At 65.0% G+C, this 22,144-nt stretch carries 19 protein-coding genes; 7 read left to right on the plus strand and 12 right to left on the minus strand.

Translation table 11 applies throughout. The features are described from left to right. Positions 1–69 precede the first annotated feature (69 nt). From KIO74_RS30665 to KIO74_RS30685, 5 genes are all read right to left on the minus strand, one after another. Entirely contained in the window at positions 70–3,270 is a 3,201-nt protein-coding gene (locus tag KIO74_RS30665; protein ID WP_213339619.1) for an efflux RND transporter permease subunit, read from the minus strand. After that, positions 3,270–4,679 carry an efflux RND transporter periplasmic adaptor subunit gene (locus tag KIO74_RS30670; protein WP_213339586.1) on the minus strand — a complete coding sequence of 470 codons (1,410 nt, stop codon included), beginning with the start codon at positions 4,677–4,679 and terminating at the stop codon, positions 3,270–3,272. Before KIO74_RS30670 ends, KIO74_RS30665 begins: the two co-directional genes overlap by 1 nt. Continuing rightward, positions 4,676–5,080 (minus strand): FixH family protein, encoded by a 405-nt coding sequence (locus tag KIO74_RS30675; RefSeq protein ID WP_034462694.1) that lies wholly within the window; start codon positions 5,078–5,080, stop codon positions 4,676–4,678. Before KIO74_RS30675 ends, KIO74_RS30670 begins: the two co-directional genes overlap by 4 nt. Positions 5,081–5,757: 677 nt before the next feature. Further along, complete coding sequence (locus KIO74_RS30680; protein WP_213339587.1) at positions 5,758–8,076, minus strand: relaxase/mobilization nuclease domain-containing protein; 2,319 nt, start codon at positions 8,074–8,076, stop codon at positions 5,758–5,760. Beyond that, entirely contained in the window at positions 8,076–8,501 is a 426-nt protein-coding gene (locus KIO74_RS30685; protein WP_034462697.1) for a hypothetical protein, read from the minus strand. Before KIO74_RS30685 ends, KIO74_RS30680 begins: the two co-directional genes overlap by 1 nt. Before the next feature lie 489 nt (positions 8,502–8,990). Between KIO74_RS30685 and KIO74_RS30690 the strand changes: the two genes are divergently transcribed. Next, positions 8,991–9,689: an AAA family ATPase gene (locus KIO74_RS30690; protein WP_213339588.1), complete on the plus strand. Its 699-nt coding sequence runs from the start codon at positions 8,991–8,993 to the stop codon at positions 9,687–9,689. Then, a complete protein-coding gene (locus KIO74_RS30695) occupies positions 9,686–10,114 on the plus strand; it encodes a hypothetical protein (protein ID WP_034462698.1) in 429 nt (142 codons plus the stop codon). Before KIO74_RS30690 ends, KIO74_RS30695 begins: the two co-directional genes overlap by 4 nt. A 41-nt stretch (positions 10,115–10,155) precedes the next feature. Here the strand turns inward: KIO74_RS30695 and repC (KIO74_RS30700) are convergent, their stop codons facing one another. After that, the gene (gene repC / locus KIO74_RS30700; protein ID WP_051443753.1) at positions 10,156–11,367 is read right to left on the minus strand and encodes a plasmid replication protein RepC; all 1,212 of its coding nucleotides are present in this window, start codon (positions 11,365–11,367) and stop codon (positions 10,156–10,158) included. A 313-nt stretch (positions 11,368–11,680) separates the two neighbouring features. Between repC (KIO74_RS30700) and KIO74_RS30705 the strand changes: the two genes are divergently transcribed. Both KIO74_RS30705 and KIO74_RS30710 read left to right on the plus strand, forming a co-directional pair. Next, positions 11,681–11,974 carry a helix-turn-helix domain-containing protein gene (locus tag KIO74_RS30705; protein WP_034462699.1) on the plus strand — a complete coding sequence of 98 codons (294 nt, stop codon included), beginning with the start codon at positions 11,681–11,683 and terminating at the stop codon, positions 11,972–11,974. 177 nt (positions 11,975–12,151) lie between these two features. After that, positions 12,152–12,457 (plus strand): XRE family transcriptional regulator, encoded by a 306-nt coding sequence (locus tag KIO74_RS30710; RefSeq protein ID WP_249731672.1) that lies wholly within the window; start codon positions 12,152–12,154, stop codon positions 12,455–12,457. A 49-nt stretch (positions 12,458–12,506) separates the two neighbouring features. On the opposite strand, the gene KIO74_RS30715 is transcribed toward KIO74_RS30710, so the two are convergent. From KIO74_RS30715 to KIO74_RS30740, 6 genes are all read right to left on the minus strand, one after another. Further along, the gene (locus KIO74_RS30715; protein ID WP_034462700.1) at positions 12,507–12,839 is read right to left on the minus strand and encodes a single-stranded DNA-binding protein; all 333 of its coding nucleotides are present in this window, start codon (positions 12,837–12,839) and stop codon (positions 12,507–12,509) included. A gap of 615 nt (positions 12,840–13,454) precedes the next feature. Further along, positions 13,455–14,687 carry a plasmid replication protein RepC gene (gene repC / locus KIO74_RS30720; protein WP_213339589.1) on the minus strand — a complete coding sequence of 411 codons (1,233 nt, stop codon included), beginning with the start codon at positions 14,685–14,687 and terminating at the stop codon, positions 13,455–13,457. Positions 14,688–14,878: 191 nt separating this feature from the next. Beyond that, the gene (gene repB / locus KIO74_RS30725; protein WP_034462744.1) at positions 14,879–15,865 is read right to left on the minus strand and encodes a plasmid partitioning protein RepB; all 987 of its coding nucleotides are present in this window, start codon (positions 15,863–15,865) and stop codon (positions 14,879–14,881) included. Further along, positions 15,862–17,085 carry a plasmid partitioning protein RepA gene (repA, locus tag KIO74_RS30730; protein ID WP_034462702.1) on the minus strand — a complete coding sequence of 408 codons (1,224 nt, stop codon included), beginning with the start codon at positions 17,083–17,085 and terminating at the stop codon, positions 15,862–15,864. Before repA ends, repB begins: the two co-directional genes overlap by 4 nt. A gap of 474 nt (positions 17,086–17,559) precedes the next feature. Next, entirely contained in the window at positions 17,560–18,729 is a 1,170-nt protein-coding gene (locus KIO74_RS30735; RefSeq protein WP_213339590.1) for a tyrosine-type recombinase/integrase, read from the minus strand. 8 nt (positions 18,730–18,737) lie between these two features. Beyond that, positions 18,738–19,832, minus strand: a complete 1,095-nt coding sequence (locus KIO74_RS30740; protein WP_213339592.1) for a hypothetical protein — start codon at positions 19,830–19,832, stop codon at positions 18,738–18,740. Between the two features lie 62 nt (positions 19,833–19,894). On the opposite strand from KIO74_RS30740, the gene KIO74_RS30745 reads away from it, so the two are divergent. The 3 genes from KIO74_RS30745 (at position 19,895) to KIO74_RS30755 (ending at position 22,032) form a co-directional block, all read left to right on the plus strand. Next, complete coding sequence (locus KIO74_RS30745) at positions 19,895–20,164, plus strand: type II toxin-antitoxin system Phd/YefM family antitoxin (RefSeq protein WP_034462705.1); 270 nt, start codon at positions 19,895–19,897, stop codon at positions 20,162–20,164. 3 nt (positions 20,165–20,167) lie between these two features. Next, the gene (locus tag KIO74_RS30750) at positions 20,168–20,614 is read left to right on the plus strand and encodes an mRNA interferase PemK (RefSeq protein ID WP_034462706.1); all 447 of its coding nucleotides are present in this window, start codon (positions 20,168–20,170) and stop codon (positions 20,612–20,614) included. A gap of 263 nt (positions 20,615–20,877) precedes the next feature. After that, a complete protein-coding gene (locus tag KIO74_RS30755; RefSeq protein ID WP_213339594.1) occupies positions 20,878–22,032 on the plus strand; it encodes an RHE_PE00001 family protein in 1,155 nt (384 codons plus the stop codon). The last annotated feature ends 112 nt before the right edge of the window (positions 22,033–22,144 follow it).

The raw sequence follows: 22,144 nt of genomic DNA on the forward strand, positions 1-22,144 counted from the left end.
ACGTAGCAGCCCTGCTTCGACCCCGCCTGGCTAGCGCAACCCGCCTGTCGCATAACCTTAATTATGGAACTAATTTGTTGATATTGCTGAGCTTTTTTCGACATTGGTCGGATCCAGGTTCCGATGGCCGGTTCTGTGCTCATGCGGCGGCTCGCTGGTTCGCGGCAACCGCCAGCATTTCACCAGTGCGTAGACAGCGGGGATCACAACCAGCGTCAGGACGGTCGAGGAGACCATGCCGCCGATCATCGGCACAGCAATGCGCTGCATCACCTCCGAGCCGGTGCCGTTGCTCCACAAGATCGGGACGAGGCCAGCCGTAATCGCGATCACCGTCATCATCTTCGGCCGTACCCGCTCCACGGCACCCAGCATTATCGCCTCGTAGACGTCATCGCGGGTAAAGGGCCGTCCCTCTGCGTCCCGAGTCGCCCGCAGGTCCGCCATGGCCTGCTCCAGATAAATCAGCATTATGACGCCAGTCTCGGCGGCAACGCCGGCAAGCGCGATAAAGCCGACCGCCACCGCCACCGACATATTGAACCCGAGCCACCACATCAACCAGATGCCACCGACGAGCGCGAACGGCAGCGACAGCATGACGATGACCGTTTCCGTCAGCGCCCGGAAGTTGAGATAGAGCAACAGGAATATGACGAGCAGCGTGAGTGGGACGACAATCTTCAATCGTGCTTCGGCGCGTTGCAGATATTCAAACTGGCCGCTCCACGAAACATAGGTGCCGGCAGGGAGTCTGATCTCTTTCGAGACCGCCTGCTGTGCCTCGGCGACATAGCCGCCAAGATCGCGGCCGACGATGTCGACGAAGACGTAGACTGCAAGTTGGCCGTTCTCGGTACGGATCGACGTCGCGCCGCGGGTGAGCTTGACCTTGGCGATCTCGCCGAGGGGCACCATTCCGCCGGTTGGCAACGACACCTGCACATCGCGCGCGATAGACTGGGGGTCGCTCCTGAAATCCCGTGGATAGCGGATGGTAACGGCATAGCGCTCGCGCCCCTCGACGGTGGTCGTCACCGTCTCGGCGCCCAACGCACTCGCGATCACGCTCTGGATGTCCCCGATCGACAAGCCATAACGGCCGAGCGCGTCACGATCTGGCACAATGTCGAGATAATAGCCGCCGATCACCCGCTCGGCATAGGCGCTCGATGTGCCTGATACACTGCGCAGCACCCGCTCGACTTCGCGAGCGCTCTGCTCCATCTGACCGAGATCGGTGCCAAAGACCTTCACACCGACGGGCGTGCGGATGCCGGTGGCAAGCATGTCAATGCGGGCACGGATCGGCATAGTCCAGGCATTGGAGACCCCCGGGAACTGCAATGCCTTGTCCATCTCGGCCCTCAGGCTGTCGATGGTAACGCCCGGGCGCCAGTCGCTCTTCGGCTTCAGATTGATGATGGTCTCGAACATCTCGGTCGGCGCCGGATCGGTCGCTGTGAGGGCACGTCCCGCCTTGCCATAGACGGAAGCCACCTCCGGGAAGCTCTTGATGATGCGGTCCTGCATCTGGAGCAGCTCGGCCGCCTTGGTCACGGAAATGCTGGGCAAGGTGGTTGGCATGTACATCAACGTGCCCTCGTCGAGATTCGGCATGAACTCTGAGCCGATCTGTCGCGCCGGCCACACTGTCACCCCGAGAGCAATGAGCGCGACGAAGAGGGTGAGCGTCTTGGCCCTCAAGACGCCACGAATGACTGGACGGTAGGCCCAAATCAAGAAGCGGTTGATCGGGTTCCGATGCTCCGGGATGATCCGGCCGCGCACGAAGACCACCATGAGCGCCGGCACCAACGTCACCGACAGCAACGCGGCGGCCGCCATTGAGAAGGTCTTGGTGAAGGCGAGCGGGCCGAACATCCGACCCTCCTGCGACTCCAGCGTAAAAATTGGCAGGAAAGAGACGGTAATGACGAGCAGGCTGAAGAAAAGCGCCGGGCCGACCTGACTGGCCGCCTCAATGAGGATCTCGGTGCGCGGCTTGGCCGGTGGCGCACGTTCCAAATGCTTGTGCGCGTTCTCGATCATTACGATGGCGGCGTCGATCATGGCGCCTACGGCGATCGCGATGCCGCCTAAGCTCATAATGTTCGAGCCGAGGCCTATCGACCTCATCCCCGCAAAGGCGATCAGGATACCGACCGGGAGCATCAGGATGGCGACGAGCGCGCTCCGCAGATGCAGCAGGAACACCACGCAGACTAGCGCAACGATCACGCTCTCCTCGATCAGCGTCCCTTTCAGCGTCTCGATCGCCCGGTCGATCAGTTCAGACCTATCGTAGACTGGGACAATCTCGGCGCCCTTGGGCAAGCTAGTCGCAATCTCAGCCAGCCGCACCTTGACGTTCTCGATCACCGTGAGCGCGTTGGCACCAAACCGTTGCAGCACGATTCCGCTTGCGACCTCACCGTCGCCGTTGAGTTCGGTGATGCCGCGGCGTTCGTCCGGCCCGATTTCGACACGCGCAACATCTTTGACCCGTAGCGACACGCCCCCGTCGGTCTTCAGCACAACGTTCTCAATGTCCGCGACACTTCGGATATAGCCGCGACCGCGCACCATGAACTCGAATTCGGATAGCTCGACGGTGCGGCCGCCAACATCGGCGTTGCTGGCCTTGACCGCCTCGCGCACTCGATTGAGCGAAATACCCAGTGCCCGCAGCCGGTTCGGATCAACCACGATCGAATATTGCTTCACGAACCCGCCAACACTGGCGACCTCCGCAACGCCCTCGGCCTTGGATGCGCCGAAGCGGATCACCCAATCCTGCAGCGAGCGCAACTCGGCAAGAGTCATTTCCTTGGCGACGACCGCGTATTGGTACACCCAGCCAACGCCAGTTGCATCCGGCCCCAAGGTCGGCGTGACCCCTGTCGGTAATCGCTGCCCGGCAGCGTTGAGATATTCGAGCACGCGCGAACGCGCCCAATAGGGATCGGTGCCGTCTTCGAAGATGACGTAGACGAACGAGACGCCGAAGAAGGAGAAACCGCGCACTACCTTCGATCTTGGTACCGTCAGCATCGAGGTGGTGAGCGGATAGGTGACTTGGTCTTCGACCACCTGCGGCGCCTGGCCCGGATAATCCGTATAGATGATCACCTGCACGTCGGAGAGGTCGGGTATAGCGTCGAGCGGGAGCGTCTTAAGCGCGTAGAGCCCGGCGGCGACCGCGAAGATGGTGCCGACGAAGACGAGCACAAGATTGCGGGCCGACCAGTCGATGAAGCGAGAGATCATCATGGTTGTGGCTCCGGCGGAGTCAGGCCGCGGAGCGCCGCCTTCAGATTGCTCTCGGCGTCGATCAGGAAATTTGCAGCGACCACGACACGGTCGCCCTCCGCAATCCCTTCGCGAATTTCGGTGAAGCCCGCGCCCCGCGCGCCGATTTTCACGTTTCGCGGCTCGAACTGCCCTTCTCCACGATCAATGATAACGAACTGCCGCGTGCCGCTATCGATCACCGCACTCTCGGGGACCGCCAACACCGGCGCCGCATCGCCTGCGCCGATCTCCACTTCCGCATACATATTTGGGAGCAGAACATCCCCGGGATTGGCGATCTCGATCCGCACTCTCGTTGCCCTGGTCGCCTCACCGACCTGCGGATAAATCAGCGAAGCGCGTCCTTCGAAGGTGCGCCCCGGTAGGCTTCGGACGTGGATCGCCACGGGCGCACCGAGCCGAACGGCCTCAAGATCGAACTCCGGCACATCGGCCAGTACCCAGATGGTCGAAATGTCCGCGAGACGGAATAGCACGTCGCCCGGCGCTGCCTTCATGCCGTCGACGACATTGCGTTCGAGCACGACGCCATCGCGCGGCGCGCGCCACGTCATCGAGAGCGGCACCTTGCGTGTCCTCTCGATCTCCGCGATCGCCTCTGGCGGTACACCCAGATTTTCCAGGCGCTGTCGGGCACCGCCGGCAGCACTGTCGCGACCGCCGATATTAAGATCGCTGAGGAACTGGGCGCCGGCGGCGGCAATGTCTGGCGAATAGAGCCTGAGGAGTACCTGGCCTTTCTTCACGCGATCCCCGGTCGTGACGCTCGCGACCTCGTTGATGAAGGCATCGCTCCGGGTTGCGACCACGGAAATGCGCCGTTCGTCGAGCTGAACCATTCCAGGTACGCGCATTGATCTGCCCACAGGACGCCGCGTCGCCAACTCGGATCGCACACCAGTCCGCTGCAGCTTGCCAAGCGGCACCCGCACGACGGGGCTACCATCATCTTCCCCCTCGTAAACGGGGATGTAATCCATCCCCATCGAATCCTTTTTCGGCGTCGGCGAGGTGTCAGGCAGCCCCATCGGATTGCGGTAGTAGAGAATGCGCCGCGGGGTGGCATCGGCCGTCGCCGGCGGCCTTTCCTCGAAGCTCACATCCTCGCTGGCACGAACGGCGCGAAAAGCCCGGCCGTCTCGGGTCTGGCGCGGCGTCGTCGAATAAGCCGGCCTGCCGTCAGGATCCTGATAATAGATGATCGCCCCCGTGGCCTCGGGCTGAGCCGTTACAGGGGTTCCCTCGCGACCAAGCCATTCGCGGAGGCCGGCCACGGGTAAGCCCCGGACGCCAGCCCAATAACCTCCGATCCCCGCCGCCAGAACAGCGGCGAGGGCGAGGACCCGCAGAGAGATCCGTCTCACGGCGTCGCCTTCAGGACCAGCTTGCTTTCGAGCGTGCCGGTTTCACCTTGTATCTTCGCTCCGAGCGAAAGGCGCCATCCGCCGGCCATCACCAGGTTGGCCTTGAAACGATAGACTCCCGGCTCCGTCGAGGGGAGAACCTCGATCGGCGCTGTCATCGTTTCCATGCCGTCTGGCGCCATGTCGATCCGGGTTGCAAAGATGACGGCGTCGGCGACTGATGAACCGGTTCGCTTGTCGACGAGGCGGACATCGACGATGGCCGCGTTGCCCTGCTTGACGTCGGTCTGAAGGAGCTGGAATTCGTAGTCCGTGACCTCTGCTTGCGCCGTCGAGAGGCCTGCCACGCAGAGTGCGACTGCGAGCGCGCCCGAGGCGGCGCTCTTCTTAGAAGTGGTCATCGTTTGAAAGTCCTAGATGCATCGACGTACCGTGCACATGGCCCGGCATGGCGTGGCTTAGGGCCACGCGCTCTCGGCCGCCCGAGCCTTGCTAGGGCGACACGATCCGGCGCGCTAACGCCGCCGGCGATGTTCTAGATTCGCGGAGGTCGAGCTGGGGGTTCTATCACAAGCGCGTCGCCGAACACGGCGTTGGCCGGGAGGAGCGTATCTGTTTGATCCCAAAAGACGACGAGGCTCGAAAGTGTCGACGACACCGAGGAGCACTTGGCCATGCAAAGCGCCATCAACGGGCACGATTTCGGGCAATCTGGCAGGTTTGGCTTCTCAACCGGACAACAGGACATGTCCTCCGCCATGTCGGACATCGACATGGCGGAGGCAGCCTGCACGACAGCACCGCTCGCCGATACAGCGAACGGTCCGGCAATGAGCCCCAAAACCGCTAGGATCGGGAGCAACCTGCGGAGCCAGATGCCAACCCTCATAGGCACTAGGATGCCACAGGCCTCACGTTAAGGGAAGATAGGGAATGATCGTCGTCCCTAACGCCACCTCAGCGCGACCGACGGTCCGCGTGCGACGACGCCATTGGCACCTGATTATCCACTCTAATTCCGCTTAGCGCCAAGAAGCCAGAATGCCGCCGCAAGAATATTCAAAAACAAGGCGTCTCTCTAGACTAGACGCTGACCTTTCGTTGATTGTGCCGTCGCCCGCTCGCTCGCTTCGATCTCCCGGATAACTTGTTCTTGCTCCGCGCGGAGCTTCGCAAGCGCATCCGTTTGCACAAGCGCCGCGGGAATCGGCTGACCGGGATGTTCCGCAATCGCTCGCGCAGCCTCGGCGGCGGCGGCAGCCTCCCGCGCCTCTCTTGACGCGGCCTGCTGCGATCCGGCCACAATGCTTCGTTCGGCTCGCAGCTCACGCTGCGATGTCGCATCCAACGCAACACCGGCCTCTTGTCTCCGCTCGGCATTGACCGCGCGAGCAGCGATTTGTTCCGCGGATGCGGCCTCGCGTTCTTCCTTAAGGCGGATTTCTTGGGCTCGCTCGATAAGCCGGTCTGCATTCGTTCCCACGATGGACTCGACCTCGCCGCGACTGAGTCGTTCGACGCCGCGCTCCTGGACTCGTTGAAGGTCGATGCGGTTGGCCAGAGTTTCGAGATAGCGAGCAGACGTCTCGCGGAACTGCTGCTTGGTCTCTCCCACGAGAAGGTCGCTCGTTCGCGAGACCGCCTCGTTCATCACGCGAAGGTCCTTCGCCATCTGTTCAGATGAAATGGCCATGCCGCTATCTTCCTTTGTGATCTGCTCGACACGACGTCCGATTGCTTGAAGTATCCCCCCGATGGCCTGCGCCATCAACAGACGCTCGAGCATGTCCTTGGCGATCGGATTGGCCGGCTGTTCGGCCGCTACCGTTCGCCAGGCCAACACGCTTTCATTCACAACTTTGCGAGCCGGCGGCGACTTCGGCAAGCTGATCGGATTTGCACGCGCAGTCGCGATCCGCTGCCGGGCATTGTCGATCAACCGCCGGTTAGCCGGATCGGCGGCATAGGCGCGATCCCTTGCTTCGCGAGCGGTTCGCGGCCGCTCCGCCGTCTCGACTATGGCCTTGTCCTTCGGGCCGTAGCTCTGCGACGACGCGCGCTCCCGCGCCGAGGTTGCTACGATGCGCAGCCCCTCCGCCTGGGCGTGCTGGGCGTATGCCGTGCGCCATTCGCGGAACGTTTCGGGCCCCGGGTGCAGTTTCTGGCCGGACTCGCCTTTCGCGGCGATCACGGCGTGGACGTGGATGTGGCCGGCCGCCTCCTTATCGACGTGGATGCCGAACATGAATTTGTGGTCACCGAAGCGGTCCTGCAGGAAGGAGCGCGCGGCCCGTCTCAAGGCCTCGACATTGGTGCCCGCTTTCGCTGACAGCATGAGGTGCATCGTGTCGCGCACCGACTGCGAGCGAAGGGACGGCCCCCACTCGCGCGCCGCGACCCGTGTGTCGGCGACGTTGGCGATGGCCTTGCCCTTGTCGTCGACCACTGCGCCGTGCTCGACCAGCTTGTTGAGTCGATAGGTCACGCCGTTGCGGCCGTGGTTGGTCATTCCGGGCGACACGCCGATTGCCTGGGTACCAATCCCGGTCGCGGCATGGATGCGATCCGCGATCTTTCCCTCCGAGGCCATGTCGAAGCGCTTCCGCGTGAACTGCTTTTCGTGGTCTCCGACCCGCTCCTCGCGGACGCGGAACCGCTCCTTCGCCGGCCCTGCCAAGGCGATGACGAGGCGCGCCTCGAGGTCGCCGGATGACGTCGTGTCGAGCCGGTACGCGTAGCGGTGCCCGGCGAAGCCGGCAGCGATCGCCTTCTCGTAGGTTTCGCGGCCCTCTTCAGTATCCTTCACGCCGCGCAGCATCAGGCGGACTGCGGAGACGTCCTGGCTCTCGGCCCGCTTCGAGAAGTTGACCGACCACGCCTTGATCTCGTCGGCGACCGCCTCGCGGTCCGTCAACATGCGGCCGTCGTGGGTTTCGAGCGGCACGTCCTCGCGCTGCACGTACTGCCCCGTCTTGGTGGCCCGGACGGTCCCGTGCGCCCAGGACAGCACCTTGATGACCGCAGGCTGGTAGCCCGCGGCGAACTGGCGCGCGCGGCCGACGGCGCCCGGCCCTGCCCCGCCCGCGCCGCCGGGGATCGGCGCCCGCGCGGCAGGACGAACCGGGGGCGGTCCACCGCCACCTCCCCCAGCCGACGACGGTGGCAACGACCGCGAGCGCTCTTCGTCGCGACCGCCGGTGATTGTATGCCCGCGGATGACCTGGTCTGCAGGTGGCACTTTGGGAAGCGGCGCAACCCGCGCCGCCCGCCGTCTCGGCTCGTCGTCAAGGCCGCCAAAGGCTCGGGGTCGGCGCCGTGACTCGGCGGCCGCGGTGACAGCTGTCCGTGCGGCCTCGACCTGCGCGACCCACCAGGCGATCTGGGCTGCGCGGTTCATCACGCCTCCTCGGTCGGGATCTCGGATGGCAGCGGAAGCCCGGCCTGCCGGCGCAGTTTCGAACCGTAGGCCACGGTCATCTCGGTCAATTCGTCGTTGATGGCGGCAACCACCTCGTGCAGGCCGCGCCACACCGGCTCGGTGTCCTCGATGCGCACCGCTTGGCCGCGGTGGATGGCGCGCAGGACCTGCGAGAGGTTGCGGCCGACCATCCGGACCTGCTGGGCGAGCTCGACGACGGCGCGTGTATTCTCCGCCGACAGTGCTGGCCCCGCCTGCACTGACGCGCGGATCAGGCGCCGCACCACCTCGGCCTTCGGCACGCCGAACAGCACAACGGCCGCCTGAAGCCGCGCCTCGTCGGCATCCGACAACTCGGTCCGGAGCCTCGGCTTGCGTCGCGGTTCTCTCGCGGAGCGAACCATCGGCGCTCCCTTCCTTCCCGTTCGCGCGGCTCTGCCGCTATTGCGCGTCAGCGCTGTCCGACTGCGTTCAGCAGTCGTCCCCGGGTTTGGCCCACAAACCGGTATCTTGTCAACTAACATCTAATAAATCGACTGTCAGACCTCTCCCAAAGAAGGGCGTTCACGACCAGGGAAGCCAGCCCATCTCCCGACACGGATCTTCCGGATAATCTCACCGCAAGTCAGCAATGACGAAGTCCACTAATGCGGCAATACCTCAATGAACGACGCCGCCAATACCGGAATGCCATAAAAGCGTGCTGTTGTATCCGCGCATTGCCGCCTTCACACATTGCCGAAATACCGCAATGACGCATTGCCCGAGCACCGCAACGCGTGACCACCGCAACACCGCAGTCACGCACTTCCGGAGTGACGAACTGCGGTATTGCCGAATATCTATTATATCGTATGTTAGATGAGCGATTCCACGAGAAGCAGGAGGTGGGCGTGCCAAGCGTTTTCGCAGTGGCTAACCCAAAGGGCGGCAGTGGTAAGACCACGGTCGCGATCATTCTCGCCGGCGAGTTCGCCAAACACGGCTACTCCGCCGCGATCGTCGACGCCGACCCGCAGGGGTCCTCCTACCAGTGGCACGCGTCGTCCGTCGCGCGCGGGCTGAGCCCTCAGGGCGTCGACCTCGTCCGCGCACCTGACGAGGCGGCGTTGGCCCAGGCTGTCGAGCGGCTCGCCGGCTACGACGTCGTCGTCATCGACACGCCCGGTTACTATGGCGAGGTCCTAGTCCAGGCGGCGTTGCGCGCCGACCTCGTCGTGCTGCCCTGCAAGGTCCACACTTTCGACGCGTCTCAGGTCGTACGGACGATCCGCAACCTCGAGCAGCACGCCGCCACCGCGCAGCTGCCGATGAGTCAGCACCGCGTGCTGTTCAACGAGTACGACAGCCTCGACCGCAACACGCGCCCCCTGCGCGAGGTCGTCGGCTACTTCGATTCCGAGCATGTCCCGGTGTGCGCGACGGCGCTCTACCGTCGCGTGACCTTCCGCACGATGACCAGCGGCTTCGGCACGCTCTACCAGATGAGCGACAAGGACGAGTCCGTGCACAAGGCGCGCTACAACGCCGACCAGGTCGTGCGCGAGCTGCTCGCCGCGAGCCAAGGCTCCGCGGATGACACCGCAGCATGAGCGACGGCGCGCCGAGTGAGAAGCCGGATCGGCCTCCCCTGCCCCGCGACGCGTTCCGCGCGCAACGCGTTGGCACGCCGCCAGGACAGAGGCCCCCGCTACAGCCCGTCGTCGTCACCCCGGCCTATCATGACCCGGTCACGCCGGCGCCGCCTGCGCAAAGGAGGTTGTCGTCGGAGACGGGCGAGCCCGACCAGCCGAAGAAAGCGCCACGGTCGCCGCGCGACCGCAATCGCAATCCGTTCGAGGCCTATGGCGAGCGCGCGTCGTCGCGGCCCTACGCGCTACGCCTGCCCGACGCCATTGACCTCGCGCTTCGCCAGCTCGCCGCCGAGGAGCGCACGCAGCCTTTGCGCATTGTCGACCGCGCAATCCACGACCTCTTGAAACGGCTCGGACGTTTGCCGCCCGTCGACGGGCAATAGCCGTCGGCGAGGAAAAGCGACCGCGCAGTGATGACCGGTCTCTATGCACCTTCGTCCGGGAAGGAAGGGGTGGGTGGGGTGCGCGCAGCCTCGGACTTTTGGCGCTGCGTGGCGCCGAGCGCCATCAGCATGGGCCACACGGAGAACTGGCCGGCCGAGGCACGTCGCGCCAACGTCCTCAGGTAGCCGCCGGGGTTCCTGATTGCGCTGCCGCGTTGCAGGATAAGGGCGAGCGTGACGCTCGCCAAGCCAGGCCCCATTGCAACGCAGGTTTCCTCCCAAGCGCTCGGGCTGACGCCGAGCAACGGGCGCACGATCGCCGCGGTGTCGGTGACGTCGCGCGCCGTGCGCAGACCCTCGCGCGCGTAGTCGACGAAGTCGGGGCACCTCTCGGCGACCAGCCGCACCGGGACGGGGAGCGCAGCGTCGCCCTTCGGTTCGGCTTGACGGGGCTCGCCGGCGCCGTAGCTGCCTTCGGATGCCGGACATTCCGTTTCGCCGGTCGCGTCGCGAGGGGGCGCGTCCTCGATCTGATTCTCCAGAATGTGGAGGATCCGTTTCGATAGCTCGGCCAACGCGGCAGCGAGCGGCTCCAGCGTCTCTCTGCGCGCGGCCCGCGGCCGGCTGTCGAGCAGTTCCCTGTACTCGCGGTGAAGCGCCGGAAGGCCGGCGTCGACGTGCTGCTCGACGCCGAACGACAGCATCTTCGCGATGTCGCGGCGGGCAAGCGTAATCTGCTCGCGGAGCGCGTCCACTGCCCGGCGCTCTTCAATGGTACGGGCGGCTCGGCCAGCCAGCTCGTCCGCGCTCGCCACGAGCGGGCTGAGGTCGAACCCGAAAGTCTGCTCGATGCCGCCGCCCGGCGCGCGCCTCACGTAGCGCTTTCCGTTGGGGCTGTCGCGGCGAAGGATGAGCCCGGCGTCGACCAGGGCAGCAATGTGTCTGCGAAGTGTCGAGGCGGGAATGCCGTGCGCCCGCACCGAGAGCTCCCGGTTCGAGGGGAAAACCACAAGGTCGTCCGACCCGAGCGTGAGAACCGTGTCCGGGTGGAAGCTCAGCAGTGCATTCAGCACCGTGAGCGATCGGTCGGAGAGCCGGAGCTCCGCCCTCGCCTCGCAGACGTGGCGGAACATCCTCCACTTGTGTGCAGCCTTGCCGGCGCACAGCGTGACGTTTCGCTGCGCGCGCAGCGCAGTCGCGGACAACGGCCGCGGCCCGAAGGGGGCGGTTGGATTGAGGCCAGGCATCTGCATTCGCGTCCTCTCTTCGCGAGAGCGCGTGGCAAACAAAGACCGTGGCGTGAAAACGCGCGAGTCTCTTGAACTGTCGGGTGGCGCGGGCTAGGATGCTGTAGCGTTTACGAGGCACCGCTGGCGATTGGCGTCGCCAGCCCGCTGACCCTCTTGGGAGACCCGGCTCTGCCGGGTTTTTCTTTGTCCGAGCGCGCTCCTGTTGGTTGAATCGAATCCGTCTATTATATTGAATGTTAGACGGCAGTCCAACGTGTGGGTTATACGCCCGCACCGCAGTGACGACGTCGCATCAGCGAGGGACGCGAGCGACTCGATGAACACGAAGGTATCCGGCCGGAAGGCCGCTCACGCGGCTCACGGCAACACGCTGCTTATTGCGTTCCAGGACGCTCTCGAGTGCCTGCGCAAGGAGATGGGCCTCACCCGTTGCGCCTTCGCGGAACGCCTCGGGATTCCAAGGTCGAGCTACTTCCACCTGATGACCGATGCAGCGAACCCAAGTCTCGACTACATCGAGCTCATAGCCGAGCGCGCCGGCGTCGAGCCGATTTCGTTCCTGGGTAAGGCCGGCCAGAGCGCGCGCCGATTCGGTGTCGGCGCGCGCTAAGTCGAGTCGCCTCAACAAGAAATTCGCTTGGTCAATGTCCAATATTCTAGACTTTGACACAGAGGTGTGGTGATGCTGGAGCGTGCCCAACGCGTAGCAGAGCCGGCCGAGATGTCGCCCGTCCGAAAGCCTCAGTCTCTCGATCACTCGGTTCTGAACGAGATGCTGGCGATTCGGATGCAGCAGCTCGAGATCGAAAATGGCGGCGCGGAGGCATTCCTGGCCAAGACGGGGCTCGCGCGCCACACCTATTACACGATGGTCCGCGGCATCGGTAATCCGACGATCCGCACGATCGAGCGCATCGCGACGAGCCTGAACATGAGCGTGTTCGAGCTCTTGGGCTTCGACGTCGCCGACGCGCGGCGCGCCCTAGAGAAGAGCGGCGTGAACTACGATGAGCTGATGTCGGCGATCACCAAGAAGAATCGCGCCGATCGCGCGCTGGCGCGTCAGACGCGATCACGAAAACTGCCGTCCTGATACTCAAGGTGGAAGGGACCGGGGAGGCTCGCGCCTCCCCGTCTCTGGCTTAGGTGGCGGGCCGCTCGGCGGCTTGGGCGAGCTTGCCGAACTCGAGGCCGATCAGGTCGACGGTGTAGATCCGTTGGCCGTCGCGCTCGTAGCTATTCTGCCGAACCCGGCCGCGCACGTGCACCAGGTCGCCCTTGCTGACATGCTCGTTCACGTAGTCCTGGATCGACTTGGTGAAGATCGTCACCTCGTTCCAGTGCTGGTCGTCCTTCCACTCGCCGCCCTTGTCCTTGAAGGGATAGTTGGCGCAGACGGTGACGCGGACCGTCTTGCCGACCTGCTTGATGGTCCCGACGCGGCCGATGAGGGTGAATTCGGCGATGTTGCGCATAGTCTCTCTCCATCTTTTGGGGCTGCGCCCCGTTGCGATGGCGATCCGTGATGGCCGGGAAGACGGCACAGAGCCGAAGCCCGCGAGACGCGGGCGAAGGGCGAGCGCAGCGCTGCGTCCCGTCAGCCCGTCAATTTTGGCGCCGCAGGCGTGTGCGCGAGGAATGCCGACGGGACCCGCAAGCGGGTGGCGGCAGGGGAAAATTCTCGGGCGAGGGGACCGACGTGCCGGCGACGGCCATAGGAATCCAGCCATGAAACCGGGAGCGCTGCCCGACGGGGAGAAGCGAGCAATCGTCGCCGTACCACCATTGCCCCGCGCCGGGCCAAAGTTCGGCAGCAAGAACCCGCGTAGTCGATGCCAATCCATCGAGGACGTTGCACCAGCGAGAAGACGCCGCGCTGGATTTCGGGGCGATCCAAGCAGTCGACGGCACACGGAACGCACCGAGCAACAATGAGCGACCGCCGCGTGCCTGGCCGAACGGCAGAACAGCAGCGCAAACAGCCCGGGCACAACCCGAAGCCAGTCCGCGAAATTCCGGCCACGCCGTCGCGAACGTCGAACCGACCCGCCAGCATCGGGCGCGCCCCTCCCCTCGAGACCGCCACGCCGTCACGCCGATCGTTTGGTGCGCAGTTGCGCGTTGATCTGCGACATCAGGATCGGCCCGAGCGAGAACTCCCCGGCCCGCGCCTTCTCGGTCAGGCCACGCAAATAGCCGCCGGCCGATCGAATGGCCGCGCCGCGCTGCAGGATGCACGCCACAACCACGGCCGCCTGCATTTCGCCCATCACGGCTTGCGCCTCCTCCCAGGCGCTGGGGCTGATCCCGAGCATCGACCGGACCACCGCCGCCGTCGCCAGGAGGTCCCGCCAGTTCGAAATCCCGCCTCTGCCGTAGTCGGCGATGTCGGGGCAAGCCTTCATCACCAACCCAAGCGGATAGGCCGTCTCGGCAACCCTCGGCGTTTCAGGTTCTGGCACCGTCCTCGCCGCCCGGCTTCCTCGAAAGCCAGGTTCAAGATCAATTAAGGGGTCTGGATTTGAATTCTGTATATGGCGCTCACTTCGGGACTCATTGGCGCTCATATCTTGTGTTTTGACGTGGCTTTCCAGCAAGTTGAGGACATCGTCCGCGAGTTGCGAGAGCTCCTCGGCCGCCGCCTCGAGCTGGATGCGGGTCGCTGTGCGCGGAATCCCCTCGACGATCGAGCGAAAGTCGGCGTGGACGTCTGCCCAGTCCACAGGCCCCTGCCCTCCCCTGCGCGTCGAGACGCCCTCCTCGATGGCCGTCGCGATCATCTTGGCGATGTCGCGCCGGCACAGTGTGATGCGCTCGCGTGCGAGCTTGATGGCACGGGCTTCAGCCTCCACGGCCGCCGCCAGGTTCTCGAACTCCTCTGAGCGGACCACGAGCGGCGAAAGGTCGAAGCCGAACGCTAGCTCGATCTCGCCCGATGCGCCCTTGCGCGCGTAGCGCTTGCCGTTGGGACTGTCGCGGCGGACGATCAGTCCAGCGTCGACCAGGACGGCGAGATGGCGTCGCAGCGTAGACGCCGGCATGCCGTGCGCGCGAAGCGACAGGTGTTGGTTCGACGGGAAGACGACGAGGTCGTCCTCGCCCGTCAACGCGGTCTCGGGGTGGAACGTGAGAAGCGCATTCAGCACCGAAAGCGCGCGCTCCGTCACGCCGAGGCTCGGCCGCGCCCGGCAGATCGCCTGGAATATCTTCCACTTGTGTACGACCTTCTCGGGCGAACGCGACGATGCGGCGATCTGCGTTGCCAGGTGGGCGAGCGTCAGCGATCGCCGCCCAAAGGGCGTCGTTGGGGTATGTGGTTCCATGTCTTGCCCTCATGCGGGCAAAGGAAATCTGCTCGCCGAAACGGCGCCGTCTCTCACGAGAGACTTGACTGCGATTCGCGGAAGTGATTCTCTATCAGTCGCCAAACTAAGACAGAGGCTTCCGGGACGGTGACGTTTCGGGGGCCTTTTTCTTTGCCTACGGTTCCTCTCGTGTTGTCAGGGTACGCGGTTCACGCATCTGCGCGGCGCTTGAATGCCGCATAGATCTCGGGCAGCTGATCGACGAGATACGCTCCGAAGTCGGGTGCGTGACGATTGTCGATCGTGAGGCGGGTTTGATCCTTGGCGCGCTCGATGCGCGCAACCTGCTTTCCATCGTCAGATTTGACGATATACGTCGCTGGCTTCTTCGGACGGCGAACCAAGGCCTTCAACACTCGCTCGAAGCGGGCATCGCTCGGGCCAGCCTGAAAATTTGCATCGGAAACCACGTCACGCCATTTTGTATCGCCCTGCTTCACCAGCGTCGCCAACTGCTCCCAACGGGGGCGCCCGACCTTCGGGGCCGCGCCAATAGCGATGATGAGGTCTTCGGGAAGCTCTCTGACAAGAGAAATCATCGTCGACAGATTTCCCTTTGGCACCGAGAGCGCTGACATGATTGCCGCACGTGCAATGCCACGATCCTCAAGTCTGGCCGCGAACAGCGCGCGCTCGATGAACGAGAGATCCTTGCGATCTGTATTCTCTTTGCCTTGAGCGACGACCAACTCTTCGTCGCTAAGCTCGCGCACAATCGCCTTAACGGGCCGACCGAGGGCACGAAGGGCTGCGACCCGGCGATGTCCATATGCGGCCTGGTAGCGTCCGGGAGCATCGATTCGCGGACGCACGAGGATCGGAACTTGTTGCCCATCCTCCGACAGTCCAGCCTTGAACGCCTCGAACTCGTCTCCATCGCTGACATTAAGGCGATCGCGTATGAACGCGGGATCGACGAGATTCGGATCGATCTCGACAACTTGAGCGCCCGATGCGAGTTGCGCCCGTAGCGCCTGGGCCTCGTCCGCATCGTCGGACAGGCTCTTCAGCGAGAGACCCATCGCTTTAAGCGAACCGGATGACACCGGCGGGCGCGTCGGCCGATCTTCGCTCGGGGCGGTTGGCCCGGTGATCGGCGCCATCATGGCCTTCAGTTGGTCGCGGCGCTTGTTCACGTCGCCCTCCCCCAAGCCTCAAGGACAAGGCTCTCAATTTCGGCATGGACAGTATCGAGCGCCTCGATCGCCCGGTCGTAGGTGCTGCGGGTAAAATTCTCGCGGCCGATCTCGTAAAGGGTCTGCTTCGTCAGCCCGGCGTCTGCAATCGCAGTCGACTTAAGGATCGGGGTCGTAAGGACACGCTCGCCAAACAAGCTTCGCATCAGGCCGACGATTTGGCCCTGTGGCCCGTCGGAAGGCTCGTATCGCGTGATCGCGTACCGGAAGAAGTCGTAGTCAGCGTCCCCCCCGGCCTTCTCGACAACGTCAAGGAGGCTGGAGGTCATGTGCAAGAACTGGGACATCGACGCGACGTCTAGCATTTGCGGATGAATGGTGACGAGGACGCTCCTCGCGGCGCAGAGCGCCGAGAGCGTAAGAAAGCCGAGCGAGGGCGGGCAGTCGAGTATTACAACGTCATACCGATCTTCTACCGAAGCTAACGCCGTAGCGATGCGGGAGAAAAACATTCGGTCGGAGCTACGGCGGCCCTCGGCGAGTACACGTGGCGTGTCGTGCTCAAATTCCTGAAGCTCCAGATTGCCGGGAACGATATCGAGACCGGCGAAGTAGGTCGTCCGGATAACGTCGCTCATCGGGCGTTGCTGGTCGTCGTAGCGGATCGCGCCGTAAAGGGTGTCGTTCTCTTGTAGGTCGAATTCCGGCTGCAATCCGAAAAGCGCCGACAACGAAGCCTGGGGGTCTAGGTCGATGGCGAGAGTGCGGAACCCACGCATTGCGAAGTACTGCGCGACATGTGCGGCAGTGGTTGTTTTGCCTGACCCGCCCTTGAAGTTGGTGACAGCAATCACCTGGAGATGATCGCCCTTGCGACGTGTCGGCAGATATGTCGGCTTCGAGCGGGCGAGCGTTCGCCGGACCTCGTGAATCTGTTCGAGCGTAAACAAGCGGCGCCCGCGCGCATTCTTTTCAGTTTCCGGAACGTCACCGGAGATCGACAATTGACGAATGTATGCGTCGGTGACGCCAACCAGCTTGGCGGCTTCACCCGACGTGAATTTGCGCAGCTCCTTTTGAGCCGCGGGAGGGAAGGCGCGAGTTCGCAGCTCCTTCAGCTGCGCACTGAGCAAGTCGGCGTCCGACTCGATCAACCGAGTCAACGAGCGCACCTTTTTTCCGGTGCGATGACTTGGGTCAATTTGTGTTAGCTCTGTCATCTACGCTCGATGCCGCTATTTCTCGTGTCGAGCGTAAATTCTCTTGTTCGTCCGAGTCGGTCAAGCGATTTAGAGTTAACGCGCATTAACCATTGTGGCGGAATGGTCGGGCCGCCGCTAAAGCATACGCGAGTCGCATTGCATCGGTCTGGAGCCGCTGTGCGGTCGTGCGCTGCCACTCAATTTCGAGGACCGTCCTGAAGAGTTCTCAGCTGAGAACTTTCCCGCTAGACGCCCGATAGGCGGATTGCCGAAATCTGTTAGCGAGTTTCGGACTGCGCGGCGAAGGGTGACGCGCCCGAGGCGCGCCTTTGCAGCGACGTTGGGGAAAGACGGAACCGCGGTAGTTCTCAGCTGAGAACTTTCCCTTCGTAACCGCCGTCCATCGACTTCGGCACGAAGCGATCGACACAGGAAGAGGCGCCCCTTCACCGCAGGTTCGCGCGACATTTCGCGCTGTGAGCGGTCCTCACACTAGATCCCAAGGCGGGCCGCCCTGCCCTGCGCGCGCTCTGCCTCGTTGTAATAGCTCGCAGCCTGCTGCACAGACCGATGCTGCGACTGCTGCATTGCCTCGGGCAAGCCAATGCCCTGGCGCGCCGCTTCGGTGAGGTACCCTGCCCGCAATCCATGCGCAGCGAACTCTTTGGGGTCAAGCTCAGCCATCGTGCAGCGCCGCTTGACGATCAGATTGATCGATTGGGGGGTCAGCGCGCGCTCCTCGATCGCCTCCCAACGGTCGATCGCGCGGAAGATCGCGCCTTTCCGGATATCAGCTCGATCGAGCCACTCCCGCAACGCCTCGACCGGCGGGCCGACCAGGAACACCCTCCCCACGTCATCAGCGTCGCCGGTTTTCGTGCGACCGAGCTGGATCGAGATGCACGGCAGCGTCGCCGAATTCGGGTCGAGCGGATCAAGCGGCACCGCCGGCTCCTCGCTCAGCTGCTCGATCCGCAGCCGCGCCACCTCGCTGCGCCGCCGCCCGCCGGAGGCGAAGGCCAGCAGCAGAATCGCGAGGTCGCGCGTGTCGGCGAGTCGGTCCGTCGCGCAGGTCGCGGCCAGGCGGTCGAGGACGTCGCGCGTCACGGCCCGCTTGCTCTTGCGCCGGCGCGGCCGCGGCGAGGCCCTCACCGCCAGGCGCACGGCCGACCGCACGGCGGGAGAGCCAAAGGGCCCCTCGATCCCCTTCCACCGGTGCAGCGTGCCCCAGCTCGCCAGGCGCCGCTTCACGGTGCTCGGCGCATGCGGGCCGGCGCTGCGCAACAGCCCCTCCCCGCGCAGCGCCTCGGCGACCGCCGCCGGCATCCCGTGCCGGGGGTCGGTTTCGCGCTGCGCCAGATCCCACAAGTGATGCGCGACGAACTTCAGCGCCAACGCTTCCGTCGCCGGCCACGGCAGCGGCCCGCCGGTGGCGGCCGCCGCCCAGCCTTCGAGATAAGCCAGATCCGATGCCAAAGCCCGCAGGCTGTTTTCGCCCATGCCCTCGCGCGCGAGGTGCTTGAGCGTCGCGACGTCGTCGTCCGTGAGCAGTTGCGCGAGGCGATCGCGCCGGTCCATCGGCAGGATGGCCGAAAGCGTGTCGAGCTCCAGCGCGCGCCTGGATTCGGCGTTAAGCGATCGGCCTTTGACAATGTCGTCCATGGTACGCCTCAGAATCCGTAAGATCGCTCGGCCCAGCGCAGTAGCACCGCTGCATCCGCGTCCGGCAGGCGGACGCGCTGCGCCTTGAGGCCTTCCGCGATCGCGAGGCCGACATCGGGCTCGACCCAGTGGCCATGGGTCATCAGAAAGAACCAGCCGAAGGGCAGGCCGACCTCACCGTCAACCGCCTCGATCCGGTCCATCAACTGGTGAACCGACGTCTCTGGTGTCAGCAGGAGCCGCTCTCGTGGCATCTTCAGCGGCCGCGGGATGAAGCCCACTTCGCGCTCGCCTTTGTAGGTATAGTCGCGGGCGTCCAGCGCCCAGTGCGCGAAGACGCGCTGCGGCCGGGCGCTCGAGTCCTCCCAGTCTCGGAAGAAGCGCAGCTCGCGCGGCACGAACTCGAAGTAGTCCGGCACCAGGTTGAGGAAGGGGGTCTCGCGCGTCGCGCCGCCCGGTCCGGTCTCCCGGACGACGCGCCGCTCCATCTCGGGCCGCTTGGCCTCGCGCTTCTCGCGCTCGATGCGGCCGCAGCGGTCGAGGAAGCTGCGGACGTGGACGAAAGCGCTGCCGGCGCGGTCGAGGAGGCGGTAGACCGGACCGGCGAGGCGGTCCGTGTCGGGCAGGGGATCACGGCGCGGCCAGCTCGGGTCGAGCAGTTCCTGCTCACCCCACGGGCGGTAGTCCGGGTTAACGACCGGGCCGGCGCGCCACTCGACCTCGCGGCCGAGCGCGATCTGAATGTAGTCGGCCGGAGCGGGGCCGGTCGGCGCGAAGACGAAGGCGCTGGCGCCACGCCACTCGGTGATCTGCAGGCCGGTGTCCTTCAGGCGCTCCCAGGTCGCCTTGACGTCGCCGCCATCCTTGGCGAGCTCGCCCGTCATCCACGGCCCCAGCTCGCCGACGCGCGTGCCGTCCGGCTGGATGACCGACCGGGTGTCGCGCCAGTAGTCGTCGTCGACCCGGGCGAGGCTGAAGTCGAAGCCAGGGAAGGCGGCGGCGAGGGCGGGGACGAGGTCGGCGTCGATCGAGGCCGGGTCGAGGCCGGCCAGTGCCGCTTGGATCGAGGCCGAGTCGGGCAGGCGGACGGGAGGAAGGGTCATGGCAGGACCTCTTGCGGGATTAGCGGGATTTCCGTATATTCCGGAACGAAGGAGAACCGACCATGGCTTCCACCGTGACCGCCGCCGAGGTCTCCAAGAACTTCGGCGCCTACCAGGACGCCGCCGTGCGCGAGCCGGTGGTGATCACCAAGAACGGCAGGCCGCGCACCGTGCTGATGGCCTACGAGGACTTCGTGCGGCTGTCGAAGCGCGACCGCCGCGTCCAGCGCACCATCGACCTCAGCGACGCCGAGATCGCCGCGGTCGAGGCCGCCGAGATGACGCCGGACCCCGACCAGGTCGGCGCCTCCGCCAAGCAGACCGCCGGCTGAGAGGTGCTGCCGACCGACATCAGGCTCGGCTGGGTCTTCCGCTATGCCTATCTTTGGGACTGGCAGCACCGCGAGGGCCGGGAGGAGGGCGACAAGGACCGCCCGTGCCTGGTGCTGGCGATCGTCATGACGACGGAGGCGGGCGATCCGGTCGTGCGCGTCCTGCCGATCACCCACACGCCGCCCACCAATGCGGCCGACGCGATCGAGATCCCGGCCGACGTCAAGGCGCGCCTGCGGCTCGACGCCGAGCGCTCGTGGATCGTGCTGACCGAGAGCAACCGCTTCACCTGGCCGGGGCCGGACCTGCGCAATATCGACACCGAAAGCGGCTATTATGGAGCCCTGACGCCGGGCCTGTTCGCCGAGGTGAAGCGCCGCTTCGTGGCGATCGCCCGCGGCGAGGTCGCGACCAGCGCGCCGCACCGGAGCGTGCCGCGCACCGAGTGACGGCCGCCGGCGGCGGCCGAAGGCGTCCGGAAGAGGGCAGGGGGCTGGCAGCGGCGGCGTCCTCGCGTCGATCGGAGGCCCGGCGGGCGTGATTCTCCAGGCTGAGGGCGGCCAGAATCGCCGATTTGCGATTCCGTGTCCAACACTATCGATAAGGGGTGGTTATCGATAGTCAAAAGGATGCGAAAGCGAATATCGCTATGACGGAAGCTATGCTCGTGATAGCTTCCGTTTGACCGATTCCGCTCAGAGTTATCAAGACGTTGCAGTCCGGCTACGAAATTCCTGATCCGCTGCCCTGGACCCATATCGCCGGACGGCTCGCGGCCGCCGAGGATGCGCTGGCCCGGCTCGACGAGCGCCTGGCCAAAAGCCCGATCCGCGACGGGTGGATCGCCCGCACCCACTTCACTGACGCCTGCGCCAGTCTTTGGCTGGAAGGCGAGCTGGTCCACCTCGACGATCTCGTCCTCCACGATGCCGGCATGGACATCCGCGCCCCGACCCATGAACTGACCCGCGCCCACGCCGTGCTGCGCACGCGCCGGCGCATCGCCGCGGCCAACCCCGACTGGGCGCTGTCGGCGGCCGGCCTCGCCGGGCTGCGGGGCAGGGGAGGGCAGGGCGACCGGGAAGCGGAACGGCTCAACCGGAGTGAGGAAGAGGATGAGGCGCGCGGTCCGGAGGACGAAGACAGCGACGCTGATACCGGCGAGGCGTTTCGCGTGGCCCCCACCGACGACCGGCTGGCCGACGTCTTCGCAGCCGTGGACGCCGCGATCGCCCAGGCCGATCGCACGCTGGCGGGCGAAAGCAATGGGCGGCGCCAGCCCCAGCCCGAGCGGGACCCGCTGGTCTACGATCTCGACTGGGACGAGGACGAACGTCTCGACGCCTGGCGTACGGTCGTCGACCAAACACGCAACCTGCCGCCGACGCTGGCGTCGGCAATCGCGGCAGACGCCTGGGCCGCGATCGAGCCGCTGCAGCATACTCCCTGGCTCGCACGCCTGCTCGGCGCCAGCCTGCTACGGGAACGCGGCAAGGCGAGGATGCACCTGCCGTGCCTGCACGAGGGACTTAAGGCGATCCCGCGCGAGCGACGGAGGCCGGCCGACAGGGCAGGGCGTCTCGCAGTCCAGCTCGAGGCGATCGCCGCCGCGGCCGCGGCCGGGCTGAAGGACCACGACCGCTGGCTGACCGCCCGCACCCTGCTGGCCCGCAAGCTCGACGGCCGCCGCTCGACCTCCTCCCTGCCGGCGCTGCTCGACTATGTGCTGACCCGCCCGATCGTCTCAGCCGGCATGATCGCGGAAGAGCTGGAGATCACGCCGCGCGCCGCGCAGGACCTGGTCGGAAAGCTCGGGTTGCGGGAGGCGACCGGGAGGGGACGTTATCGAGCGTGGGGCGTTGTTTAGATGTCGCCCGACGCCGGCGATCTGCGTTGTTTAAATCAGGCAGTAACCCCATCGTGAAACGCTGCATTTGCGGTTATGATTCGTCGAGCAGGAGAAAGTAAAGTACAGCCAT

Origin of the sequence: Chelatococcus sp. HY11, from assembly GCF_018398335.1 — a bacterium.
GTDB lineage: Bacteria > Pseudomonadota > Alphaproteobacteria > Rhizobiales > Beijerinckiaceae > Chelatococcus.

Excerpts from the sequence above, each read along its gene's own strand:
- KIO74_RS30665 (WP_213339619.1), bottom strand. The coding sequence starts at position 3,270 with ATGATCTCTCGCTTCATCGACTGGTCGGCCCGCAATCTTGTGCTCGTC.
- KIO74_RS30675 (WP_034462694.1), bottom strand. The coding sequence starts at position 5,080 with ATGACCACTTCTAAGAAGAGCGCCGCCTCGGGCGCGCTCGCAGTCGCA.
- KIO74_RS30680 (WP_213339587.1), bottom strand. The coding sequence starts at position 8,076 with ATGAACCGCGCAGCCCAGATCGCCTGGTGGGTCGCGCAGGTCGAGGCC.
- KIO74_RS30685 (WP_034462697.1), bottom strand. The coding sequence starts at position 8,501 with ATGGTTCGCTCCGCGAGAGAACCGCGACGCAAGCCGAGGCTCCGGACC.
- KIO74_RS30695 (WP_034462698.1), top strand. The coding sequence starts at position 9,686 with ATGAGCGACGGCGCGCCGAGTGAGAAGCCGGATCGGCCTCCCCTGCCC.
- repC (WP_051443753.1), bottom strand. The coding sequence starts at position 11,367 with ATGCAGATGCCTGGCCTCAATCCAACCGCCCCCTTCGGGCCGCGGCCG.
- KIO74_RS30705 (WP_034462699.1), top strand. The coding sequence starts at position 11,681 with ATGAACACGAAGGTATCCGGCCGGAAGGCCGCTCACGCGGCTCACGGC.
- KIO74_RS30710 (WP_249731672.1), top strand. The coding sequence starts at position 12,152 with ATGCAGCAGCTCGAGATCGAAAATGGCGGCGCGGAGGCATTCCTGGCC.
- KIO74_RS30715 (WP_034462700.1), bottom strand. The coding sequence starts at position 12,839 with ATGCGCAACATCGCCGAATTCACCCTCATCGGCCGCGTCGGGACCATC.
- repC (WP_213339589.1), bottom strand. The coding sequence starts at position 14,687 with ATGGAACCACATACCCCAACGACGCCCTTTGGGCGGCGATCGCTGACG.
- repA (WP_034462702.1), bottom strand. The coding sequence starts at position 17,085 with ATGACAGAGCTAACACAAATTGACCCAAGTCATCGCACCGGAAAAAAG.
- KIO74_RS30735 (WP_213339590.1), bottom strand. The coding sequence starts at position 18,729 with ATGGACGACATTGTCAAAGGCCGATCGCTTAACGCCGAATCCAGGCGC.
- KIO74_RS30740 (WP_213339592.1), bottom strand. The coding sequence starts at position 19,832 with ATGACCCTTCCTCCCGTCCGCCTGCCCGACTCGGCCTCGATCCAAGCG.
- KIO74_RS30745 (WP_034462705.1), top strand. The coding sequence starts at position 19,895 with ATGGCTTCCACCGTGACCGCCGCCGAGGTCTCCAAGAACTTCGGCGCC.